General features: G+C 63.6%; 14 protein-coding genes and 2 tRNA genes. 11 read left to right on the top strand and 5 right to left on the bottom strand.

Features of this window, described 5'->3' with window-relative positions; translation table 11 throughout:
- Positions 1-2 precede the first annotated feature (2 nt).
- From mfd to ADJ70_RS09235, 5 genes are all read left to right on the top strand, one after another.
- Positions 3-3,482, top strand: a complete 3,480-nt coding sequence (mfd, locus tag ADJ70_RS09255) for a transcription-repair coupling factor (RefSeq protein ID WP_050340856.1) — start codon at positions 3-5, stop codon at positions 3,480-3,482.
- A gap of 216 nt (positions 3,483-3,698) precedes the next feature.
- The gene (gene mazG / locus ADJ70_RS09250) at positions 3,699-4,589 is read left to right on the top strand and encodes a nucleoside triphosphate pyrophosphohydrolase (protein WP_253273163.1); all 891 of its coding nucleotides are present in this window, start codon (positions 3,699-3,701) and stop codon (positions 4,587-4,589) included.
- A 221-nt stretch (positions 4,590-4,810) separates the two neighbouring features.
- Positions 4,811-5,953 (top strand): septum formation initiator family protein, encoded by a 1,143-nt coding sequence (locus tag ADJ70_RS09245; protein ID WP_050340855.1) that lies wholly within the window; start codon positions 4,811-4,813, stop codon positions 5,951-5,953.
- Positions 5,941-6,933 carry a phosphatase gene (locus tag ADJ70_RS09240; protein ID WP_050340854.1) on the top strand — a complete coding sequence of 331 codons (993 nt, stop codon included), beginning with the start codon at positions 5,941-5,943 and terminating at the stop codon, positions 6,931-6,933. The genes ADJ70_RS09245 and ADJ70_RS09240 overlap by 13 nt, the downstream gene beginning before the upstream one ends.
- A gap of 147 nt (positions 6,934-7,080) precedes the next feature.
- A tRNA-Leu gene (locus ADJ70_RS09235) sits at positions 7,081-7,165 on the top strand.
- Between the two features lie 256 nt (positions 7,166-7,421).
- On the opposite strand, the gene ADJ70_RS09230 is transcribed toward ADJ70_RS09235, so the two are convergent.
- Positions 7,422-7,493, bottom strand: a tRNA-Glu gene (locus ADJ70_RS09230).
- A gap of 205 nt (positions 7,494-7,698) precedes the next feature.
- On the opposite strand from ADJ70_RS09230, the gene ADJ70_RS09225 reads away from it, so the two are divergent.
- Positions 7,699-9,462 carry a UTRA domain-containing protein gene (locus tag ADJ70_RS09225; protein ID WP_083443929.1) on the top strand — a complete coding sequence of 588 codons (1,764 nt, stop codon included), beginning with the start codon at positions 7,699-7,701 and terminating at the stop codon, positions 9,460-9,462.
- A complete protein-coding gene (locus ADJ70_RS09220; protein ID WP_172674476.1) occupies positions 9,416-10,414 on the top strand; it encodes a transketolase family protein in 999 nt (332 codons plus the stop codon). Before ADJ70_RS09225 ends, ADJ70_RS09220 begins: the two co-directional genes overlap by 47 nt.
- Positions 10,415-10,462: 48 nt before the next feature.
- Here ADJ70_RS09220 and ADJ70_RS09215 read toward each other — a convergent pair whose 3' ends face one another.
- Both ADJ70_RS09215 and ADJ70_RS09210 read right to left on the bottom strand, forming a co-directional pair.
- Entirely contained in the window at positions 10,463-11,491 is a 1,029-nt protein-coding gene (locus ADJ70_RS09215; RefSeq protein WP_050340852.1) for a hypothetical protein, read from the bottom strand.
- On the bottom strand, positions 11,491-12,579 hold the full coding sequence (locus tag ADJ70_RS09210; RefSeq protein WP_050340851.1) for a hypothetical protein: 1,089 nt from the start codon (positions 12,577-12,579) through the stop codon (positions 11,491-11,493). The genes ADJ70_RS09215 and ADJ70_RS09210 overlap by 1 nt, the downstream gene beginning before the upstream one ends.
- 413 nt (positions 12,580-12,992) lie before the next feature.
- Between ADJ70_RS09210 and ADJ70_RS09205 the strand changes: the two genes are divergently transcribed.
- The 4 genes from ADJ70_RS09205 (at position 12,993) to ADJ70_RS09190 (ending at position 18,294) form a co-directional block, all read left to right on the top strand.
- Complete coding sequence (locus ADJ70_RS09205) at positions 12,993-14,219, top strand: iron-containing alcohol dehydrogenase (protein ID WP_050340850.1); 1,227 nt, start codon at positions 12,993-12,995, stop codon at positions 14,217-14,219.
- Positions 14,220-14,483: 264 nt separating this feature from the next.
- Complete coding sequence (locus tag ADJ70_RS09200) at positions 14,484-16,217, top strand: hypothetical protein (protein WP_050340849.1); 1,734 nt, start codon at positions 14,484-14,486, stop codon at positions 16,215-16,217.
- A gap of 84 nt (positions 16,218-16,301) precedes the next feature.
- Complete coding sequence (locus tag ADJ70_RS09195) at positions 16,302-16,922, top strand: ATP-binding cassette domain-containing protein (RefSeq protein WP_050340848.1); 621 nt, start codon at positions 16,302-16,304, stop codon at positions 16,920-16,922.
- Positions 16,915-18,294 (top strand): hypothetical protein, encoded by a 1,380-nt coding sequence (locus ADJ70_RS09190; RefSeq protein ID WP_050340847.1) that lies wholly within the window; start codon positions 16,915-16,917, stop codon positions 18,292-18,294. Before ADJ70_RS09195 ends, ADJ70_RS09190 begins: the two co-directional genes overlap by 8 nt.
- Positions 18,295-18,360: 66 nt before the next feature.
- Here ADJ70_RS09190 and ADJ70_RS09185 read toward each other — a convergent pair whose 3' ends face one another.
- Together ADJ70_RS09185 and ADJ70_RS09180 are read right to left on the bottom strand one after the other, a co-directional pair.
- The gene (locus ADJ70_RS09185) at positions 18,361-19,299 is read right to left on the bottom strand and encodes an HAD hydrolase family protein (protein ID WP_050340846.1); all 939 of its coding nucleotides are present in this window, start codon (positions 19,297-19,299) and stop codon (positions 18,361-18,363) included.
- Between the two features lie 89 nt (positions 19,300-19,388).
- Positions 19,389-20,948: a Mur ligase family protein gene (locus tag ADJ70_RS09180; protein ID WP_050340845.1), complete on the bottom strand. Its 1,560-nt coding sequence runs from the start codon at positions 20,946-20,948 to the stop codon at positions 19,389-19,391.
- Positions 20,949-21,009: the final 61 nt, after the last annotated feature.

Below are 21,009 nucleotides of genomic sequence, written 5' to 3'. Positions count from 1 at the left end.
TGATGTTCATAGATCGCGTCGCGACCCAGCTCTTCTTTGCCCCAGAGCTCGCGCCCCTGTCCGCATCGCTTGCTGCGGGCGAGGACGCGAACCTGGCGGTTGCCCAGAGCGCACGCCCCTTGGTCGTCGCCGCGACGTGGACGCGCGATCCTAGGCCCTGCCTGCTGATCGTCTCGGGCGAGGAGGCGGCCGACCGTGTCACTCGCGCCCTTTCCGCCTGGTTGGGGCAGGGAGTGGTCCTGCGCTACCCCGAGCGCGGGGATTGGCCTTGGTCTGACAGGGCGGCGGACGTCGCTATCATAGGGGCTCGCGCACATGCGATGATGCGCCTCTCGCTGGGCGAGCATTGCGTCGTGGTGGCGAGTGCCAGATCGCTGCTGCGTCGCGTGCCACCGGTGGGCTCGGGCTACTTTATGCCCTCGACCTTCGCGGTGGGAGACGAGCTCGAGATCGGGGATGCGGCCGAGCTTCTGGTGGGCATGGGGTACGCCGACGTCGGTGCGAGCAAGGATGTGAGCGTGCCGGGCAGCTTCTGTCTGCACGGCGACTCGCTCGATGTCTTTCCCGCGCAGGCGTCCTCGCCCGTTCGCGTCGAGTTCTTTGGCGACGAGATCGATCGGGTACGACGCATGGTTCCCGCGACGGGCCAGACGATAGGCGACTGCACGGATGTGAGCGTGCTTCCCTGTCGGGAGATCGCACTCACGCACGAGACGATCGGACGGGCGCAAGAGGCGCTGGGGAGCCTGGCCAAGAACTCCTCGAGGGTGGCCGCAGACCTCGCCCTCATCGAGCAAGCCTCGTTGGCACCCTCGCTCGATCGCTACCTGCCCCAGCTCTACGGTGGCTCGGCAAGTCCCATCGACCATATCTCGAAGCGCGCGCTGGTGGTCCTCGCGGAGCCGAGGGCCCTCTTTGATGACTGTCAGCGCGCTACCGACGACATCAGAGCTGTGGCAGAGGGCGCGCGCGAGAGCCTCGAGGGACTCTATACGTCACCGCAAGAGCTCGACTTCGGGAGTCAGCAGCGCCTGTCCCTCTCGTCGATCCAGCGCTCGGGCACCGCGCCGACGGCGGAGCTTGACGTGCGCCAGCCGTCCATCGCCGGTTCTGACACCAAGCTCTTGGGTCGCGTGCGCCAGCTTCTGCACGATAGGATGGCGGTTGCCTTCGCCGTACCCGATCGCGGAGCCCGCGAGCATCTTGAACTGACCTTTACCGATGAGCACATCCCGTTCGAAGAGGCGCTCCTTGTGAGGGAACGTGCGGACGGTGTGACCTTGGATGGGGCTTCTCTCGACGACAAGGACCCTGTGCGCCCCCTCAGGCGGGGGATGGTCACCTTCTTTGACGCGCCGGTGCCGGCGGGTGTCGTGGTGCCCTCGGCGCACCTGGCGATCCTCTCGGTATCTGACCTCAGCTCTCGGATGGCCAAGCGCCGCCGTGCACGCCGCGTTGACCCCACCTCGATCACCTTCCCGTTCGAGCCGGGCGACTACGTGGTCCATGCGACCCATGGCATCGCGCTGTTCTCCCAGATCGTGCGCCTAGAGGTTGACGGTCGCGAGCGCGACTACTTTCTTCTCAAGTATGCAGACGAGGACAAGCTCTATGTGCCGCTTGAGCAGGTGGACCGTATCACGCGCTACGTGGGTCCGGACGGGACGTCCCCTAGGCTCACGCGCCTCAACACGGCCGATTGGTCTCGGGCGACAGGCAGGGCTCGCAAGAGCGCAAAAAAGCTCGCCTTTGACCTCGTGGACCTCTACACGCGTCGATCGGCGGTCGCGGGCTTCGCCTTTTTGCCGGACACGTCGGCGCAGGGCGACATGGAGGCGAGCTTTCCTTACGAGCTGACGGTGGACCAGGCCTCGGCGCTTGCTGACATCAAGGCCGACATGGAGGCGCCCAGGCCCATGGACAGGCTGCTCTGCGGTGACGTGGGTTTTGGTAAGACCGAGGTCGCCCTGCGCGCGGCCTTCAAGTGTTGCCAGGACGACAAGCAGGTCATGGTGCTCTGTCCGACGACGATCTTGGCCCAGCAGCACTTCGAGACCTTCTTTGGACGTTTCGCCCCGTTTGGCCTCAAGGTAGCGGTGCTCTCACGCTTCGTGACGCCGGCACAGCAGCGACGCACACTCATGGGCTTTGCCGACGGATCGGTGAGCGTGCTCATCGGGACGCACCGCCTGCTCTCGTCGGACGTGAACCCGCACGACCTCGGCCTTGTCATCATAGACGAGGAGCAGCGCTTTGGCGTGCAGCACAAGGAGCAGCTCAAGAACATGCGCGAGCAGGTGGACGTGCTGACGCTCTCTGCGACGCCCATTCCGCGCACCATGCAGATGGCCGTGAGCGGTGTGCGTGACATGAGCCTGATCATGGTGCCGCCTCCGGGACGCCTTCCCGTGAAGGTCTCGGTGGGCGAGTGGGACCCCGACGTGGTCTCTGACGCCATCCGTAGCGAGCTGAGCCGCAAGGGTCAAGTCTATTATGTGAGCAATCGCGTGACTACGATAGATGACGCGGTCGCGCGCGTGGCGGAGGCGGCGCCCGAGGCCCGTGTCGGCGTCGCACATGGGCAGATGAGTGCGGCGGCGGTCGAGAACGTGATGCTCGAGTTTCAGGAGCACGAAATCGACGTGCTCGTGGCGACGACCATCATCGAGAGCGGCATAGACAACCCTCACACCAACACGCTCATTATTGAGGACTCACAGCGCCTGGGCCTCGCCCAGCTCTACCAGCTCAAGGGACGCGTGGGGCGAGGGCGCGTCCAGGCCTTCGCATACTTCATGTTCCCGGTCGACCGTCCCCTCACGCCCGAGGCGACCGATCGTCTTACCGCGATCAACGAGTACCAGGACCTGGGTAGCGGCATGCGCATAGCGATGCGCGACCTCGAGATCCGGGGAGCGGGGTCGCTGGTGGGTGCGGAGCAGCACGGCAACCTCTCGAATGTGGGCTTTGACCTCTTTTCTCAGATGTTGGGTGAAGCCGTTGCCGAGGCGCGGGGCGAGACGCAGGACGTGGAGCCCCCGGAGGTCACGATCAACCTGCCGGCCGACTTCTACCTGGCACAGGAGTATCTGCCTGAGGTGGACGAGCGCGTGCTCGCGTACCGTAAGCTTGCCTCGGCGACGGAACTCGCCAGTGTCGATACGCTACAAGAGGAGCTTGAGGAGAAGCACGGCGCGCTGCCGCTCGCAGGCCAGAACCTCTTCGATCGCGCCCGCGTGCGCATACGTGCCGAGCGCCTGGGTGTGACGAGCATCTCGCTCGTGAGCGGTCGCCTTGTCTTTCAGGGCCTTTCGCTCACGCGCCAGCAGGCGATTGCACTCAAGGAGCGCAGAGGTATCTATCAGGTCAAGAGCAAGCGACTCTCGTATCCCCTCAACGCTGGCAAGGAGGAGTTGCTGGGCGTCGCGCTTGGCGTACTCGAGGACGTCGGTGGTGGTGATGCGTCCGACGAGGCTGCCTGACGTGTGGGTCCGGCCTGCGCGCGATGTGAGTGATCCGCTCACTTCAGCTTTGCGATGTGAGTGGATCACTCACATCGAGGTTTCTTTATGGAAGGCTCTGAGCTGCGTATATGCGATTCTGGGTTCTCGGGGCTCGGCATGTTCGACGGGAAAAATCACTCACTTCAGCTTTGCGATGTGAGTGATTCACTCACATCGCAAGATGAGGGGGAGACAGTGGCAAGACAGGACAGCGAGACTCAAAGGAAGATCGACGAGATTGATGCAAAGACGCGCGAGCGTGAGGGTGCCCCTGCCGCGCACCCCGAGTTCGATCGGCTCGTGCGCACGATCTGGCGCCTGCGCCAGCCGGATGGCTGTCCCTGGGACAGGGCACAGACGCATCGCTCGATCACGAGGAACATGATCGAGGAGGCCTACGAGGCGGTTGACGCCATAGAGGCAGATGACGCCACCCACCTGCGTGAGGAGCTGGGTGACGTGCTCGAGCAGGTGCTTCTGCATGCGCAGATCGCCGCAGACGACGGCGAGTTCGATATCGACGGGGTGTGCGAAGGCCTCAACGAGAAGCTCGTGCGCCGCCACCCTCACGTCTTCAAGGATCCCACGGTCGTTGGGCCCACCACCTCCGTGGACCAGGTGCTCGATATCTGGGACGGTGTGAAGCGGGAAGAGCGCAGGGCCCAGGCGGGCGCAGCAAACGAAGGAGAGCCGGGGTTGCTCGACAGCGTACCCGTCTCTCTGCCAGCGCTCATGCAATGCCAGAAGCTCTCGAAGCGAGCGGCAAAGGCGGGCTTCGACTGGACGGGCGTTGCCGACGTGTGGGATCAGGTCGAGCGCGAGCGCAGGGAGTTCGAAGACGAGCAGCACGGCAGCCAGGCTGCCTCCGAGGAGTTTGGTGACATCCTGTTCGCGTTGGTCAACGTCGCGCGTTGGGAGGGCATCGATGCCGAAGAGGCCCTCGCCGCGAGCAACCGCAAGTTTCGCAGGCGTTGGGCTGCCATGGAGAAACGTTGTCGCGAGGAGGGGCGTGAGATGGATGGTCTCTCTACCACCGAGCTCAACGAGCTGTGGGACGCGGCAAAGGCCAGGGAACGGGCCGAGTGAGGAGCTAAGGTCACGCGCCGGCAGAAGCGGAACATGCCGATTGTCGATGCAAAACGTGTTGATTCGGTCTGTGACGCCGCTGCTCTGCTGAGCTTGCGAAATTCGCCGATACGTCCTTTCGTCTTCCGCCCTTCCTGTGGTATATTTACAGCAGTCGGTGTCCCCGTCTATGTGGCGGCAAGGCGCCCCGCCCTAATGATGATGAGACGAAGCAGGGTGACATGAGTGTAGACGACCAGCTAAGAGCGGATGCGTCCGGAGTGTCGGGGGTTCCTGCGGCGGTGGGTCCCAAGGCTGCGACAGACGATGCGGCGCTACAGGTCAAGGTGAGCGACGAGGAGGCGGCTGACAGCACGACCGCGAGGACCAAGGCGGTGTGTGGTACGCCATCTAAGGGCGAGACGCTGCGAACCCAGGATGCTGCCGCTAGCACAAGGAAGCCCCAGCGTGGCACGCGTCGCAAGAAGACGGGCAAGATAGACAACAAGCCGCTCAAGACGGTGAGTGCAGAGGAACTTTCCCGTGTTGGCGGCTCCGATCGCGCTTGTGCTCGTAAGAAGGAGAGTAAGAAGGAGAAGAGTCAGCGCGTTGGCGCCGCTTCCGCTGCCCGGGATACCCCGCATGCTAATAAGGGACAGGGGTCTGGGTCTGATACTGCCCACAAGATGGTTGCCACGCGCACCTTCTTTGGCAGGCTCGCTGGCCTGCGTAAGGGTAAGTCGTCCGTGGGTCAGGGATCATTGCAGACATCTCCTTCGGATGCTTCCCTCACCTCTGAGCCCGCGCAGGAGGACAGCTCGGCCCATGCCGCAACCAAGCCCGGGCGCCTGTCGCTGCTGCTGCATCGTAGGAGCGATTCTGGGGGAGGTCACGCAAAGGGGCGCAGGACCGAGCGCGAGTCTACTCCGGCGCCCACCATGAGTGTGGGCGAGCGATGTGTCGCTGCAAAAGACTGGCTGCTTCACCATCCGAGACTCTGCGCTACTGTTGCGATGCTTCTCGTTGCCGCCGTGGCACTCTATAGCCCGGTTCGCAACTACTATGTTGCCAGGCGCACGGGTCAGGTTCTCCAGGTGAAGTACGATCAGCTCAGTGACGAGAACGCGAGCCTCACGCATGACGTCAACCGCCTTCAGACCAAGCAGGGCATCGAGGACGAGGCTCGCAAGCGCGGCTACGTGTCGACAGACGAGATCGGTAAGGACCCCGATCATCCCGACTCTCCCTCGATCGTTGAGGCACAGTCTGCCACTACGCAAAAAGACCCCTCCGCACCACGGGTCTATCCTGATGACAGGCCTTGGCACATCAAGGCGCTCGATAGGCTGTTTTTCTATGACCCGGAGGTTACATGGAACGGGTAGCCTGTATTGACATTGGAACCGTGACGGTACGTCTTGCCGTGGCCGACGTCGAGGACGCCCAGGTGCTGCGTCTGATCAAGCGTTCGACTATCTGTGATTTGGGGGAGGGTCTCTCTGCCTCGGGCCGCATCTCAGACGACGCGCGCGGTCGTGTCATGGGCTGTGTTGACGCCTACATTCAGATCGCCTTGGATGCGGGTGCTACGTACACCTGCTGCACGCTCACCTCTGCCGCTCGCGATGCCTCGAACGCCTCAGACCTACTCGCTGAGCTGTACCGGCGTGGCCTTGATCCGCAGGTCATTTCCGGTGAGGTGGAGGGGTCTCTCACCTTCTTGGGCGTCGCGCGAGACTTTGTGGGCAGTCGTATCCTGGTTGCGGACAACGGTGGCGGATCCACCGAGCTTGCCCTCGGTAGCATGATGGGTGGGGGTGTGCTCGAGCTCGAGTGCGTGCGCTCGACCGATGTCGGGTGTAGGCGCATCACCGAGCGCTTCCTCTCCGCGTCGGACCCACCCTCTGGGCGCGACATAGAGGCCGCGCGCTCCTTTGCGCGTGAGTCTTTCTCTGTGGCCATCGCTAAGGAACACATACTCGAGAAGAAACCCGCGCTCCTTGTCGTGACAGGCGGTACAGCCACGAGTCTTGTCGCGCTCGAGAAGAAACTTGAGCCCTACGATGCCACCCAGGTACATCGTAGCGTGCTCCCGCGCGAACGTGTTGACGCCATGGTCGCGAAGTTGGCCGCCCTTACGGTCGAGGAGAGGGCAGCGCTGCCCGGCATCCAGGCCAAGCGTGCTCCCGTGATCCTTGCGGGTGCGATCGCCATCAGTGAGCTCATGGCCCAGACACACTTTGATCTTCTCACGGTGAGCGAGAGCGACCTGCTCTTTGGTCTAGCGACCTGTGCCGGTCAGGCCGCTGCCAAGGCAGAGGCTCCCCTCGATTGGGAGCCGACCCTAAGCGTCCCCTGCAGGTGAGCGGGACAGGCGCGCCACCAACCGCCACTGCTGCGGCCCGACGCGCGGCAGTGCTGCCGACCGTGCGGTGGCGACGCTCATGAGAGCGGGATGTGAGGGCACACGAGTGAGCGTGACGTGCTATGCTTCTCGTGGTTGCGGCTATCTGGGGGCGTGGCGGAACTGGCATACGCAGTGGACTTAAAATCCACGGCCGAAAGGATTGTGGGTTCGAGTCCCACCGCCCCTACCACCTACGTGAGACCTCCGACCGGATGCATCGGGCCGGACCACCAGACCGGAGGCATCGGGTCGGCCACGCGCCCTCGCGATAGTGCCCCGCAGATTGTGGGGTACCTAAGAAATGTCCTCAACTGGGCACATGCCATCGTGTTAGTGCCCCTCAGATTCCCGGGCACTAAGGAGACGCGAAGAGGCAGAAAAGCCCCGAGGAGTCGAAAAAAGCGGCCCTCGAGGAGAAGCTCGGGACCGCTCGCGCCAGACAGAGGTGCCCCCAACGAGAATCGAACTCGTGTCGTCGCCTTGAAAGGGCGATGTCCTAACCTCTAGACGATGGGGACGCAGCTGCCAGTATATCAGACGCGTACGCTGTCTGCCCTCACATCAAAAGGGGCATGCCATCACCACCAGTCGCCCCACCCTAGGCGACTGTGTACTTTCTCCCCATATCCACAATGCCACAGCTTTCCTTAGCCAGTCGCCCTATCATGTCCAAGGGTTGTTCATCTACAGCTGTACATAATATGTCTACTTTGAGGGAGCGTCATGGTACGTCAAGGTCTCTACTTCCCCACGCCGGGCGCCCTTCGTGCCGATGCGGGCGATGATGACATGCTCTCGGACAGGCTCGCGAGTCCGCTGTACGTGCAGCTCGAGATGCTCCTGCGAGACAAGATAGATGCCCGCGCGTGGCGCAACGGAGAGGCCATCCCCTCTGAGGCCGAGCTCTGCGAGCGCTATGGCGTGAGCCGCGGCACGGTCCGTCGGGCGATCCAGACGTTGGTGCAAGAGGGTTACCTCATCACCAAGAAGGGTAGCGGCAGCTTCGTGTCCGAAGGCGGTATTCCCAGGCCCGCGACACGCAGCCCGCTCTCGTTCGCGGTGCTCCTGCGCGAGCGGGGCATGGACTTTAGCACCAGGGTCCTCTCTCGTGAGGTGATGGGCGCCCCACAGGCTGTGGCTGCGCACCTGGGCGTAGGGCAGGGGAGTCCGACCCTCTTCATGCGTCGGGTTCGCAGCGTCGCGGGTGCCCCCATGGTCTGTCAGGAGAGCTGGTCGAATCTCGCCGCCTGTCCCGGTCTTGAGGACTCGGACTTCGAGCGCGAATCGCTCTTTGACGCCGTCGAGCGCTGCTCTTGCTGTGCCATTGGTGACTCGACCGTGCACTACTCGTCGCGTCCCGCAGGCGAGGAGCACGCGGCGCTGCTCGCCTGTGGGTCGAGTGATCCCACACTCGTCCTTGAGCAGGACATCCGTCTTGATAACGGAACCACCATAGAGTGGAGCCTCACGTGGCTACGTCCCGGGACGTCGGTCGTGGCTGAGTCCTTGCAGGATCAGCTCGCATCCGGCCACCTCGAGACGCCACGTGAGGCGAGCGTTGATAGGGTGCGTGATGAGCGCAGGGCGCTTCGCCGCCGTCTTGAACGAGGGGCCCTCGAGGTGCGCCGTGGCGTTATCGAGATCGCCCACCGCTATCAGGGCTCCCCCTTCCACATCGGCGGTGCGCTCTCTCTTGCCGAGATCAGCTCGGTCCTCTTTGGATGCATCTTGCGCACAGGCAAGGACGCGACGCCGTGGGACGAAAGGGATCGCTTCGTCCTCTCGAAGGCCCACGCTTCGGTGGCGCTCTATCCTGCGATGCTCAAGGCGGGCCTTATCAGCAAAGATGACCTGGACAAGGGCCTCTTCGGTCCGGATGCGGTCCTCTTTAAGCACCCCCGCCGCGACCCGACGCGTGGCATCGAGATGTCGGGCGGTAGCCTGGGGATGGGACTTGGCTATGCGACGGGCCTTGCACTGGCGCTGCGTCGTCGGCACAAGGACTCGCGGGTCTTCTGTATCGTGGGGGATGGCGAGTGCGACGAGGGCGCTGTCTGGGAGTCCGCCGGCCTTGCCGGTTTCATGCGCCTCTCGAGCCTCTGTGTGATTGTGGATGCCAATGGCATGCAGCTTGACGGCCCTACCTCCCAGGTCTTTGACAACGGACCCATCCAACGTAAGTTTGCCTCGTTTGGCTTCGAGGTGGCAGAGGTCGATGGCCACGACGTGCTGGCACTCGTCGATGCGCTGTCCGTACGTTCCGAGCGGCCGCGTGCTGTCGTCGCGCGCACAGTGAAGGGCAAGGGTCTCTCGTTTGCCGAGAACAACGTCACGTGGCATGATAACGCGCTCTCGGAGGAAACCTACAGGCAGGCCGTCAGGGAGTTTGCGGCGCTTGAGAGGGGGGGCGTAAGTGGCGGAGGGGGCAGACGGAGGGCTCTTGGTTGGCGCGGCGGATGCTGCACGCCTGGCCACGCTCTCTCATAAGCAGGTCTTTGGCGAAATCATGGGTCGCATCGCCGAGAGGGATGCAGACCTCACCGTCGTCGTCTCGGACTATGGGCGCAGGCTCAACCTCGACCGCATGCGCGAGCTGAGACCCGATGGCTTCGTGCAGTGTGGCATAGCCGAGCAGAACCAGGTCGAGGTTGCGGCGGCCCTGGCCAACGAGGGCTTCTGCGTGTTCGCGCCATCCTATGCGATCTTCATCACCTCGCGCGTCCTTGACCAGCTCCGCGTCAATTTGGGCATCATGGCCTCGCCCGTGGCGCTCGTGGGCGTGAGCTGTGGTTGTGACTCTGCGGTCCTAGGTGCGAGCCACATGGCGCTCGAGGATATAGGCTGCACCCGCCAGGTGCCGGGTGTGACGGTCGTATGTCCCTCGGACAACGCCGAGTTCGCGGCCGTGCTCATGGAGCTTGCCGAGAGGCCCCGCCCCGCCTACGTGCGGATGAACGATGTCGGCGGAGTCAACCTCCATCCCTGCGGCGTTGGGCGCGTCATCGGTCGGGCGCAGACCCTGAGGTCGGCACGTTCGGGTGCTGCCACAGGGAGGATGTCACGCGTCTGCGTGGTCGCGTGTGGGACGCTCTGCGCGCAGGCGCTCGCGGCAGTGGACTTGCTCGCCGCGAGGGGGATCTCCTGTGAGCTGATCGAAATGGCGACGATAAAGCCACTGGACGTAGCTGCGCTCGACGGCGTTGCGTCGTGTGGGCTCGTGGTGAGCGTCGAGGAGCACAGTGTGCTCGGCGGTCTCGGATCCGCCATCGCGGAGCATCTGTGCGACCTTGGCGTAGGCGTCCCTCTCCTGCGCCTCGGCATGCCGGATCGCTACCTCGAGGCGGATGAGAGAGACGCCCTCCTTGCCCGGGCCGGACTCGATGCGCACGGCATCGTCGAGGCCATCGCAGGCAGGATCGAGGCGGAGAACCTGACGTAGGCGACCCTCTGACGAGCGATCGTCCTCGTGCAAGGACCTTGTCTTGCCCTACCAGTCAAAGCCTGAGCGCCGGGCAAAGCGCAGGGCCGAGGCAGCCATGTCCTCCTGTGACTCCACCCATGCGAGGAGGTCGGGAACGTCCACGATAATGGGGTCCGCCTCGTGGACGGCGAGTGTGGCCTCCTCGAAGCTATACGGCGCGATAGCGGGTCTGTCGGGCATGTACGTGTCAATGAGGATGGGCCTGAGCAGGGCATAGACGCCCCCCTCGCAAAGCTGGTCAAAGCCATGCAAGGCACGCTTGGCCGCGCCTGGCCGCCCCAGCTTGAAGAGCAGGATGATGCGGGCGAGGCTCTGCCATGCGTTGCCACGCCGACCAAAGCGCGCGTCCAGGGACTCGAACCCCTGCTCGTCCTCAAGGCGCGCGTAGGCGAGGGCAGCCGTGTGCCTGGCACCTAGGAGGTCCAAAGGAGAGAGGTCTATGGTGCCGAGGGCCTCGGCACAGGCCAGCCGATAGCGGGCCGCGTCAAAGTAGGCGCGTGCCATCGTTGCTCGCACGCGCAGCAGCGGACGAGCGAAGACGTCGTTCCAAAGGTCGTCCGAGACGCTGATGATCTCGTCGACGTGTCCTGCCTCGACGCCGGAGCCTGCGGGACGGCTCGCCTCATGCAGGTGGGGTCCAAGAAGCCTCTCTGCATCCGCCTCGAGGGGCAGTAGGAGGTCGAGGAGGGCATCTGGCTCTGCGTCGCTCGCGATGATGTCGCATAGGTGGGCATCGATGCAGTTTCGATCGATCGCCAGTGCCTCGGCGCAGTCACGACGCATGCGAGCCATGCGCCTGGTGCGGGCCTGCATGTACTCCGCGTCATCGAGGAGGTCATCCCCTCCACGCGAGTCGTTGTACTGCTTGAGCGCCTTGGCCATCAGCGCCATGGCCTCGTCCTCGGGACTGTCCACGAAGTGCCTCGGATCATTGCGCACCGCGATCAGCAGCTCGCCATAGCCTGCGCTCGAGAGTCCCAGTTGCTTGCGCTGCCGCGTCGCGATCCTTAGGACAAGCTCCTCATGGGCATCCATCAGCTCTTGTTCCCGCCTGCGGGTCTGCCCCCCGCAGAGTTGCCCGACGGCGTCTCTGCCATATCCAGCTCGAGCATCCTGCGCTCCCGCTCGGTAAGGCGCTTCTCGGCTTCGCGCGATATCCAGGCACCAAAGCTACCACGCGCCGCAGAGTCTCGCCCCTCCTGTAGCAGTACGGTAGCCTCTGAGACGGCGAGGATCAGTTCGTCCTCGCTGAGGGCCGGTACTGACAGGCGTGCGAAGACGCCGTCGGGGAGCTCCTTCTGCATGACCAGGGTGAGGGCCGCGTGCGGATAGCTCTCGCAGAGGTCCTCTACGATGGAGGCCGCACCCGAGAGGTCGTAGCGCTTGTACGCGAGGGCGCAGAGTGCGAGCTGTAGCCAGGCGTCCTTTGGCTCGCGGGGACGTGCGACGTCGAGGCACGCGATGCGCCCCCTCAGGGCGAGAAGTCCCTCCTCATCCTCGAGCTTGGCATAGGCGATGGCTGCGGTGAAGCGGGCGTCTGCCCGGTCGGTGGGATCAAGTCTCAGGAGCTCGTCGCAAAACTCCAAGGCGGCGTGATTGTGCCCGCAGACCACGGCCTTTGACGCGAGGGCATGGAGCCAGCGCAGGTAGGGACTCATCGCGAGCAGCTGCGCGAGCTCTGCGCGCTCACCACCATTGGCCCTCTGGGCGCCCGCGCGGCGCCTCTCGCAGCTCTCCTTGATCTGGGCACGTCCCTCGAGGAGGTAGTCGTAGTAGCCCTCGAACGAGGGGATTGTGGAGGCCTGCTCCATGCGCAGGGCATCGGGGTTCATGGGGTCGAGCTTAAGGGCCTCACTCAGGATCGTATGGGCCTTCTGGATGATCGACTCCGCATGGTCGTCATCAGCGAAAGGGAGCTCGTAGTCGATCAGCGTGGCGGCACTGACCACCAAATGAAAGGCACGATCCTCATCACACTGGGGCAGCGAGTCACGGTTTTGGACGAAGCGCCTGCCAAAGCTCGAGAAGGAACGTGCGGCCGCGCTGGGACTCTGGCCGTCAAGGGAGCGTGCAAAGCGCAGCCCCATCCTCTGATAATCCTCTCTGTGCGGGTCAAACGTCATGCGCGTCACCTCTCCGCAGCCGCCGCATGCTCTTGGTCATTGGCATGTTCCATCCACCCTTGCTCCATCCTACCTGACTTGGGACCGCACTCGTGATCACGGTGCACAACCAATTGTCAGCCTAAGGCGCCACTGTGTCACATCCTAGCCGACTTGGGGCTGCATGTCACCAGCGCAAGCGGCATAACTACGTTTCTGTTGCGCTCCTTAAGCGGTGGCCCCTGAGGCGTGGGATCCGCGTCCGCGTGTCTTCGTTCCGCGCGTGGATTGACTCATGTAGTTAATAAGTTAGTGAATATCATGTAGATAACACCGTCGTACGCCTCCGTCCCTGGTGGGGGCCTACACCCTTCCCTAGAATGGTTTGAAGCTTGTCGTCGCAGGGGGCGACAACAGAGAGAGGAGAAGGAACCATGGGACGTTTTACCAATCCACGTGATCTCTATCTTGGAGAGGGTGCCCGCCACGAGGTCAAGAACCTCAAGGGCTCCCGGGCCGTCATCGTCTCGGGCGGCAGCTCGATGCGTCGTGGCGGCTTTTTGCAAGAGATCCAAGCCGACCTCGAGTCTGCGGGCTTTGAGGTCAGGCTCTTCGAGGGCGTCGAGAGCGATCCTTCCGTCGAGACCGTCATGAGAGGCGCCGCCTTCATGGCCGAGTTTAGCCCCGACTGGATCGTCGCCATAGGCGGCGGTAGCCCAATCGACGCGGCCAAGGCCATGTGGATCAAGTACGAGTACCCCGAGACCACCTTCGAGGACATGTGCAAGGTCTTCGGCCTCCCCGAGCTGCGCACCAAGGCGCACTTCTGCGCCATTTCCTCGACCTCCGGTACTGCGACCGAGGTCACGGCCTTCTCGATCATCACCGACTACGAGCGGGGCGTCAAGTACCCGATAGCCGACTTCCAGATCACACCCGACATCGCCATCGTGGACCCCGAGCTCACCTACAGCATGCCCGCCAAGCTCTGTGCGCATACGGGCATGGATGCGCTGACCCACTGCCTCGAGGCCTACGTCTCGACGGCCGCCAGCATGTTCACTGACGCCAACGCCCTGCATGGCATCCGCGAGATCACCAAGTGGCTGCCCATCTCCTACACGGGAGACGAGCTTGCTCGCCAGCACATGCACGAGGCCCAGTGCATTGCCGGCATAGCCTTCTCCTCCGGCCTGCTCGGCATCGTGCACTCGATGGCACACAAGACCGGGGCCGTCTTCGAGGGCGGCCACATCATACATGGTGCTGCCAATGCCATGTACTTGGGAAAGGCCATCCAGTGGAACTCCAGGGACTCCCGTGCCCGCGAGCGCTACGCCTTCGTCGCCAAGGAGGTCCTGCACCTTGGTGGCACGACAGACGAGCAGCTCGTCGATAGCCTCGTCCAGATGATCCGCGACCTGAACGACAAGCTCGACATCCCACAGGGTGTCAACGACTACGCCAATGGCGGTATCAAGGCCAGCGACAGTGGTGAGGCCGTCATGGTTCCCGAGAAGGAGTTCCTCGAGAAGCTCCCCTCCATCGCCGCCAATGCCGTCCTCGACGCCTGTACGCCCGAGAACCCGCGCAAGACCGAGGCAGAGGACTTCGAGCGCATCCTCACATGCTGCTACCACGACGAGCCCGTGGACTTCTAGAAGCGTCCAGTGTCTTTCGCATGACCTGCCCTGCGGGCCCGTCGGAACCGGTCGGCGGGCCCGCTCGCCTTGGGGCGATGCGCATCCCCCGCACAGGAGCGCCTGTGCGGGACTCTTTTCAAGAAACCCAAGATATATGTCGCATCTCTTTTCTTCCCATCATACTATCGTTGGTAGTCGAGCGGCATTCGTGAGCACGCACCGTACGCCTGGCACTGCGGTGCACTCGTCGCAGGCGTCCATATACGGCGAAGGAGGCAGGCAATGGGAAGAGAGGCGGCACATGTGACAAGAAGGATGCTCCTGCGCGCTGCCGGTGCTGCCGCCACGGGGCTTGCCTGGATGGGGCTCTCGGGCTGTGCCATACGCCCATCGAAGGACGCCCTGGTGGCCAGGGACTACAGCCCGCTTTCACTCGATAGGGGTGCCTGGCGCCATGATGAGGCGAACGACATCTACTATCAGGTGGGCGTGAGCTACTGTTTGAGTCCCGCCGCGCCCGACTTTGAGTCGTTGGGCGTCTATGTGCCGGGAGCCTATCTGAGCGCGAGGGCCAATGTGGGCGGCGAGACCTACACCTGCAGCGTCAACCCTGACGGCTCCATAGGCGGCTACACTGCTGCGACGGCACCCGTCGTCATGCCCATTGATACCGTTGGCTTTGGGGCGCAGGAGGCACCCTCGTCGTACTCTGCGGAGGGCGTCGTGCCGTACACGTCGGCCGGCCTCGTGTATGTGCGCGCCGGCTGTCGTGGTCGTGCGAGCGGCACGAGCGGTGACGGCAGCCACTATGATGGTGGTGTTCCGTGGGGTGTCACCGACCTCAAGGCGGCCGTGCGCTACCTGCGCTACAACGCGGACTCGCTTCCGGGCTCCATGGACCGCATCTTCACCTTTGGTCACTCCAGCGGGGGCGCCCAGAGCGCGCTTATGGGTGCTACGGGTGATGTGAGGGGCTATCAGGTCTACCTCGACGCGATAGGCGCCGTGCTCACGGACAGGTTGGGACATGACGTCTCGGACGCCGTGGCGGGGGCGATGTGCTGGTGTCCGATCACGTCACTTGATGTGGCCGACGAGGCGTACGAGTGGATGATGGGGCAGTACGTCACGAACGGGGTGCGTAGCGCGGGCAGCTTCGCGAAGGCCCTTTCGAGCGACCTTGCCAACGAGTTTGTGACCTATGTCAACCTCGTCGGGTTCGTGGACGGGGACGACAACGTCCTGTCGCTTGCCGCAGGCGGAGAGGGCTCCTTTTGCTCGGGGAGCTATTACGATCACCTGCTCTCGGTGATCGAGGGGTCGCTTAACAACTTCCTCGCCATCACGGCGTTTCCCTATGCCCCTGACCCGACGGGCTCAGAGGTGACGTATGACACGGCCGAGGACTACGTTGCCTCCCTCAATGGCGCTGATCCCTGGATACGTTATGACAGTGCCACCAACAGCGCCTCCATCGCGAGCGTCGGTGCCTTCGTGCGCCACCGCAAGGCGGTGACCAAAGGTGTCGGTGCCTTCGACATGCTTGACAGGAGCGCAAAGGAGAACCAGCTCTTTGGTGACCACGACTCTGACGCGCGCCACTTTGACGCGACGATGGCGGGTCTGCTCAATAGGAACGCATCCTCCTACGCCTCGCTTTCGGGCTGGGACGAGACGTACCCCTCCAGCTTCGCCTCCGACCTGGCAAACGCAGACGCGCTCGGCACGAGCATGGCGGAGCGCGAGAACCTCTACAATCCCCTGTACTATCTGTGCGGCTCATACGAGGGTTACGGTACCTCGACGCCTGCCAAGTATTGGAGGATCCGCACAGGCATCGAGCAGGGCGACACCTCGCTCACGACCGAGGTCAACCTCGCGCTTGCCCTGCGGGCGAACGACAGTGTCGAGGACGTTGACTTCGCGACCGTCTGGGGGGTGGGCCACTCGATGGCTGAGCGGACAGGTTTGGGCACGGAGAACTTCATCGCCTGGGTGAGGAGGTGCACCTCCTGATGCCCGTGGCAGTCCCATTTTTGCGAGACGCGCCGTCCGACGTCGGGCATGGCAGTCCCTTTGGTCGCATGTGAGGAGGCCGATATGGCTGAGGTCGTGAGTGTGCGGAACCTCGCGTTCTCATACGCGAGGGTTCCGGTGTGGGAGGATGTGACGTTCTCGCTCAAAGAGGGCGAGATAGCCATTCTGGTGGGTGCGAACGGGTCGGGTAAGTCGACCCTCCTGAGGTGCCTTGCCGGCTGGCTGCGACCCTCATCTGGTGACATCCAGGTCATCGCGCAGGGCCCACGTCCTCAGGTGGCGTTCGTATGCGACGTGCCTGCCTTCTATGATGACCTGACCGCGAAAGAGCATATGGAGCTTCTGCTGCGCGCGGGAGGCATCGAGGGCGAGTCCGCCTACGCTACGGACCTGCTTAGGCGCCTCAAGCTCGCAGACGCACTCGACCGATATCCCTCCGCGTACTCGCGCGGCATGAGACAGAAGCTTGCCCTGGCCCTCGCGCTTGTCATACGACCGCGCCTGCTGCTGCTCGACGAGCCCTACGCCCCTCTGGACGAGGAGGCGACGCATATCCTTGACGGGGATCTTACGGCGGCAGCAGGTCGTGGTATAGCCATCCTCATGAGCTGCCACGCGAGCGTGTCGGCCGTTGTCGCCAGTCAGACCTTGTGTCTGAGGGACGGTAGGCTGGAACGTGGCTGAGACGCTGAGGGGCGTACGGATACTGTTGCGGCTTCGCCTCCATCATACCAAGGCGCGAGTCACGCAGCTCCTGTACGCGACGGGAACTGACTTTAGCGAGGAAACGAGCCTCATGGACCGCTGGTACCAGCTCTACGTCGTACTTGTCTTGCTGGTAACCCTCGTCATGACCTGGGCCTATCTTCTGGATCTGGCCGAGGGCATCGGCGCGACCCTTGGTGTGCCGGGCGCCAGCACCCTGCTCGGTCTTCTGTGGGTGATACCGCTTGTCGTCTGCGTGACGTCGGTCGTGCACTACCTGCGTACCCCGTCCGTCCCACTCACGCATCCTGATATCGAGCTGCTCTCGGGTGTCCTGACCCCTGCGGCTTGGGTGGTCGCGAGTGCCGTCCCCGTGCTGCTGCGATCTGTGGTCCTGGGCCTGATCGGCGGTCGCCTGATGGGGGCCGTGTTGCAAGCCGTGGTCTCGCCCGTGGCACTGACGCTTGCAGTTGCCGTGGCGCTCGTCCTTGCGGTTGCCCTCGGATGGGCGTGCGGCCTCGCTCGCCTCATGCGTCTGGTGCCGCATCCTTGCTTTGACAGGGCCTCGATCGTCCAGTCGAACGCGCTCTATGCCGACCTGCAGTCGATGACCTCATGGGCGGCCCAAGCTCCCATCACCTACGAGGAGCAGCGCCGACGCAGGATCTTGGCAGGACGCAGGCCCATTCTCTCGCTTCCTCAAACAACAGGCGCTCGGCTTCTTGTCGCGCGTGCCCTGCTCTCGCACCTTCGTCAACGCGAGGGACTAAAGGACCTCATGGAGTGGGGCGCGTTTCTCGTCCCCGCCGGAGCCGTGCTCGTCGCCTCCTCTGCCGATCTGGGACTGAGGCTCATGTGGATGACACTCGGCTCTCTGTCGCTTGGTCGAGCGCGTGAGCTGACGCGCGTGTTCAGGGATGACTGTCGCGTTCGACTCGTGGGCGATGCAATTGCTCGTCCCCGCACTCTCTTCAGGCTGCTGCTTCTAGACTCGCTTCCTGCCGTGGCCCTCACTGTCTTGCTGGGCCTGGTGGTCGTCGCGTGTCTGTCCCTGCCGTTTTCCCCCATCGCCTCGTCCGCTTGTGGCGCCCCAGGCATCCTGTCAATGCTGGCCATCACGCTCTCGCTCGTGGCGACCCCGCTCTTTGCCGGTGGCATCGATGTCCTCTCGAGGAGGTCAGCACGGGCGCGCCCGGACTTCTTACTTCTTGTCTTCTTCTACCTGCTGGGAGTTGGGGGTCTCTCGCTCGTGGGGCCGCTCTGGGCGGCCTGTGGCGGCTGCGCCTATGCCGTGGCCCTTGCGGGGATCTGTGTGACCGATGCGCGTGCGGCCCAAGAGCCCTTGCGTTGAGGCGCGGGCGCAGGCGATGCCATCGCCTGCGCCACCAGCCTCCGCTTGGTATGTCTCGCGATCTTGCTACGTCAGGGTGCGAAGTGCCATGAGCGTCCGCAGTGCCCGGCAGAACCCGTCCGTGGCGTCTGCCGCAGAGACATAGGCGTTTCCGGCCGTGGCCAGCGCTGCCTGGGCCTTGGGGTTTTTGATGCCGTTGCTCATGAGCATGAAGGTGCCGACCTCAGGGGCCATTGCGCAGTCGGCGGGAGAGTCGCCGCAGGCCATGACCTCGGTGGGATCCCAGCCCATGAGTTCGATGTAGCGGCGCACTGCCGTGCCCTTGTTGAGGCCTCGCGGCGTGACGTGATAGGTGTGGACGTCCTCGATCCTGCCGCCCTCGAAGGTTGGTAGGATGGTCGCCCCGGTGATGTGGCCCACGAAGCCGTTGTCAGCCAGGTAGAGGGGCAGACCCGTCTCGTCGAGCATCGCCTGGGCCTCGTCCTCGATGACAGCACCGCGCAGCGCCACCGTGACCTCGCGGTACTGGTAGCCTATGTTGTTGTCATGATAGGTCTCCAGGCAGTCGTACCAGCGCGCGAGCATGTGCTCGATAACGCCGGTCGCCATGATGAGGTCGTGCGGTGTTTGGCCGGACGACTCGTCGTAGGGCATGTCGGCCGTGAAGTAGCGCCAGTCGCTCGTGCTGCCCTCATGGAGGCAGAGGATGCCGCCCATCTCGCCTATCCAGCCGGGCAGCCCCAGGATGCGCGCGTCCTCGCGCACCATCGCCCGGTTGCGTCCCGTGCAGGGAATCACGTCGATGCCAAAGCGTCGGGCATCGATGAGGGTCTGCGCGAGCTCGACGGAAGGTGTGCCGCCTGTGGAGGTAAGTGCGCAGCTGCTGCCCAGCATCGTGCCATCCGTGTCAGAGATGATGTGTCTGATGCGCGAGAGCTGCTCTGCCATGGGCTCAGGTAGTGTCGAGGCGTCAACGGGGAAGGTGGGAAGTGACAGGGCGGGCATGGTGGGGACTCCTTTCGTCTGGTCGCACGCGGACTGCGGTGGTCTCACTCTGTATCGATGTGCCCGTGAGCTCTTTGATGTGGTCGTTCCTAGGGTTCAGCTTGGCCCAGCTGCCGGCTTACGGCGCGATAGAAGAGGGTAGTGTCAGTCTCACAGGGCACGAAGGCGTCGCCCTCGTGCTGGCGGGTCTCGTCACCCTTGGCGAGGAGGCATACGATGGCGTCGCGCTTGGCTGCCAAGCCCAGCTCGACCGCGCGCTCGATGGCACGAGGGCGCTCCAGGATGACCTCGTGTGGCTGTCCCTTGGGCGTCGAGCGCGCCATCTGGGCGCAGATCTCCCCAACCGGTTCGTGTGCGGGGTCCTCCTCAGTGAAGATCAGGTAGTCCGCCCACCTGGAGGCTTCCTGTGGTAGCTCCTGGCGGCGCTCGAAGGCCTTGCCGCCGGGCGCGCCAAAGACCGCGATGATCTCGCAGTCGGGGAACTCCTTGCTTAGAGATGAGAAAAAGCGCTGGTACGAGAGCTTGTTGTGCGCGTAGTCCACGATGCCCGTGATCTTGGGGGAGCTCGTGGTAAGAAGCTCCATGCGCCCTGGGACGCGGGTGTGTGCGAGGCCCTCGCGCACCTGCCCTTGTTCCACGCCGAGAGCCTCGCAGGCGGCGATGGCGCCGAGCGCATTCTCCACGTTGAAGAGGCCCGGCATGGAGAGGAACAGCTCTTCCTCCCAACTTGGCGTGTGAGCCACGAAATGGATGCCAGCGCCTGTGGGCCTCACGTTACGTGCCCAGATGTCGGGAGTGCCCTGTGTGGTGGGACCCTTTGCCGAGAAAGCTAGCAGGCGCTTGCAGGCCCGTGCGCGAGCGAGCGTCTCGTCCGCACGGTCCATGTCCAGGTTCACCGCAGCTACGCGAGTCTGGTCAAAGATGCGCAGCTTGCTTGAGAAGTAGTCCTCGAAGTCGGGGTGCTCTGCCGGCGAGATGTGGTCGCGCCCGATGTTCAAAAAGCAGCCTACGTCCAGGTCAAGACCCACGACGCGATCGTATTTGAGCGCCTGGCTTGAGACCTCCATCACGAGGTAGGGAAGGCCCGAGCTGCGGACATTGGCTATGTGGCGCCAGAGGTCGGGGGCCTCGGGTGTGGTGTTGACGCTCTCGAAGCGCTCGACGCCGTCGAAGGTGTCTATCGATCCCAAGATGGCTGCCTGCGCAGCGTCGTGACCCGCGTCTAGAATTGCGCGTAGCATGTAGGCGCAGGTGGACTTGCCCTTCGTGCCCGTGATGCCAACGATCTTGACGTCGCGGTCGGGGTGGCCCCAGGCCTCTGCCGAGGCACGTGCCATGGCCTGTCGCAGCGCGTCGTCGGCGACCACGAGAGCAGGTACCCCCGGTGCGACCTTCGCCAATTCGTCTGCGCGGCTCTTATCACACAGGTAGGCACAACAGCCCTTGGCAAGCGCATCCGTCAGGTAGGCCGCCTTGAAGGCAGCCCCCTTGCAGATGAAGAGGTGGTCTCTCATTGCAAGACGGGAGTCGCAGTCCGCTCCATCTATGGGTACGTCTTCCTGGTGAGAGGCGCCCGCCGTATTCGTGATGCCCGCTGTGATGGCATTGGAGCAAAGCAGCTGCTCCAAGGCCAAGAGTGTGGTATTCATAAAGCCTAGTATAGCCTGTGGCGAGACGTGCGATTCTCTTGGTTGGCAAAAACGCAGTATC

Source organism: Olsenella sp. oral taxon 807 (assembly GCF_001189515.2).
GTDB lineage: Bacteria > Actinomycetota > Coriobacteriia > Coriobacteriales > Atopobiaceae > Olsenella_F.
Note: the sequence above shows the minus strand (reverse complement) of the source record. Positions and strands in the feature narration are given on the sequence as shown.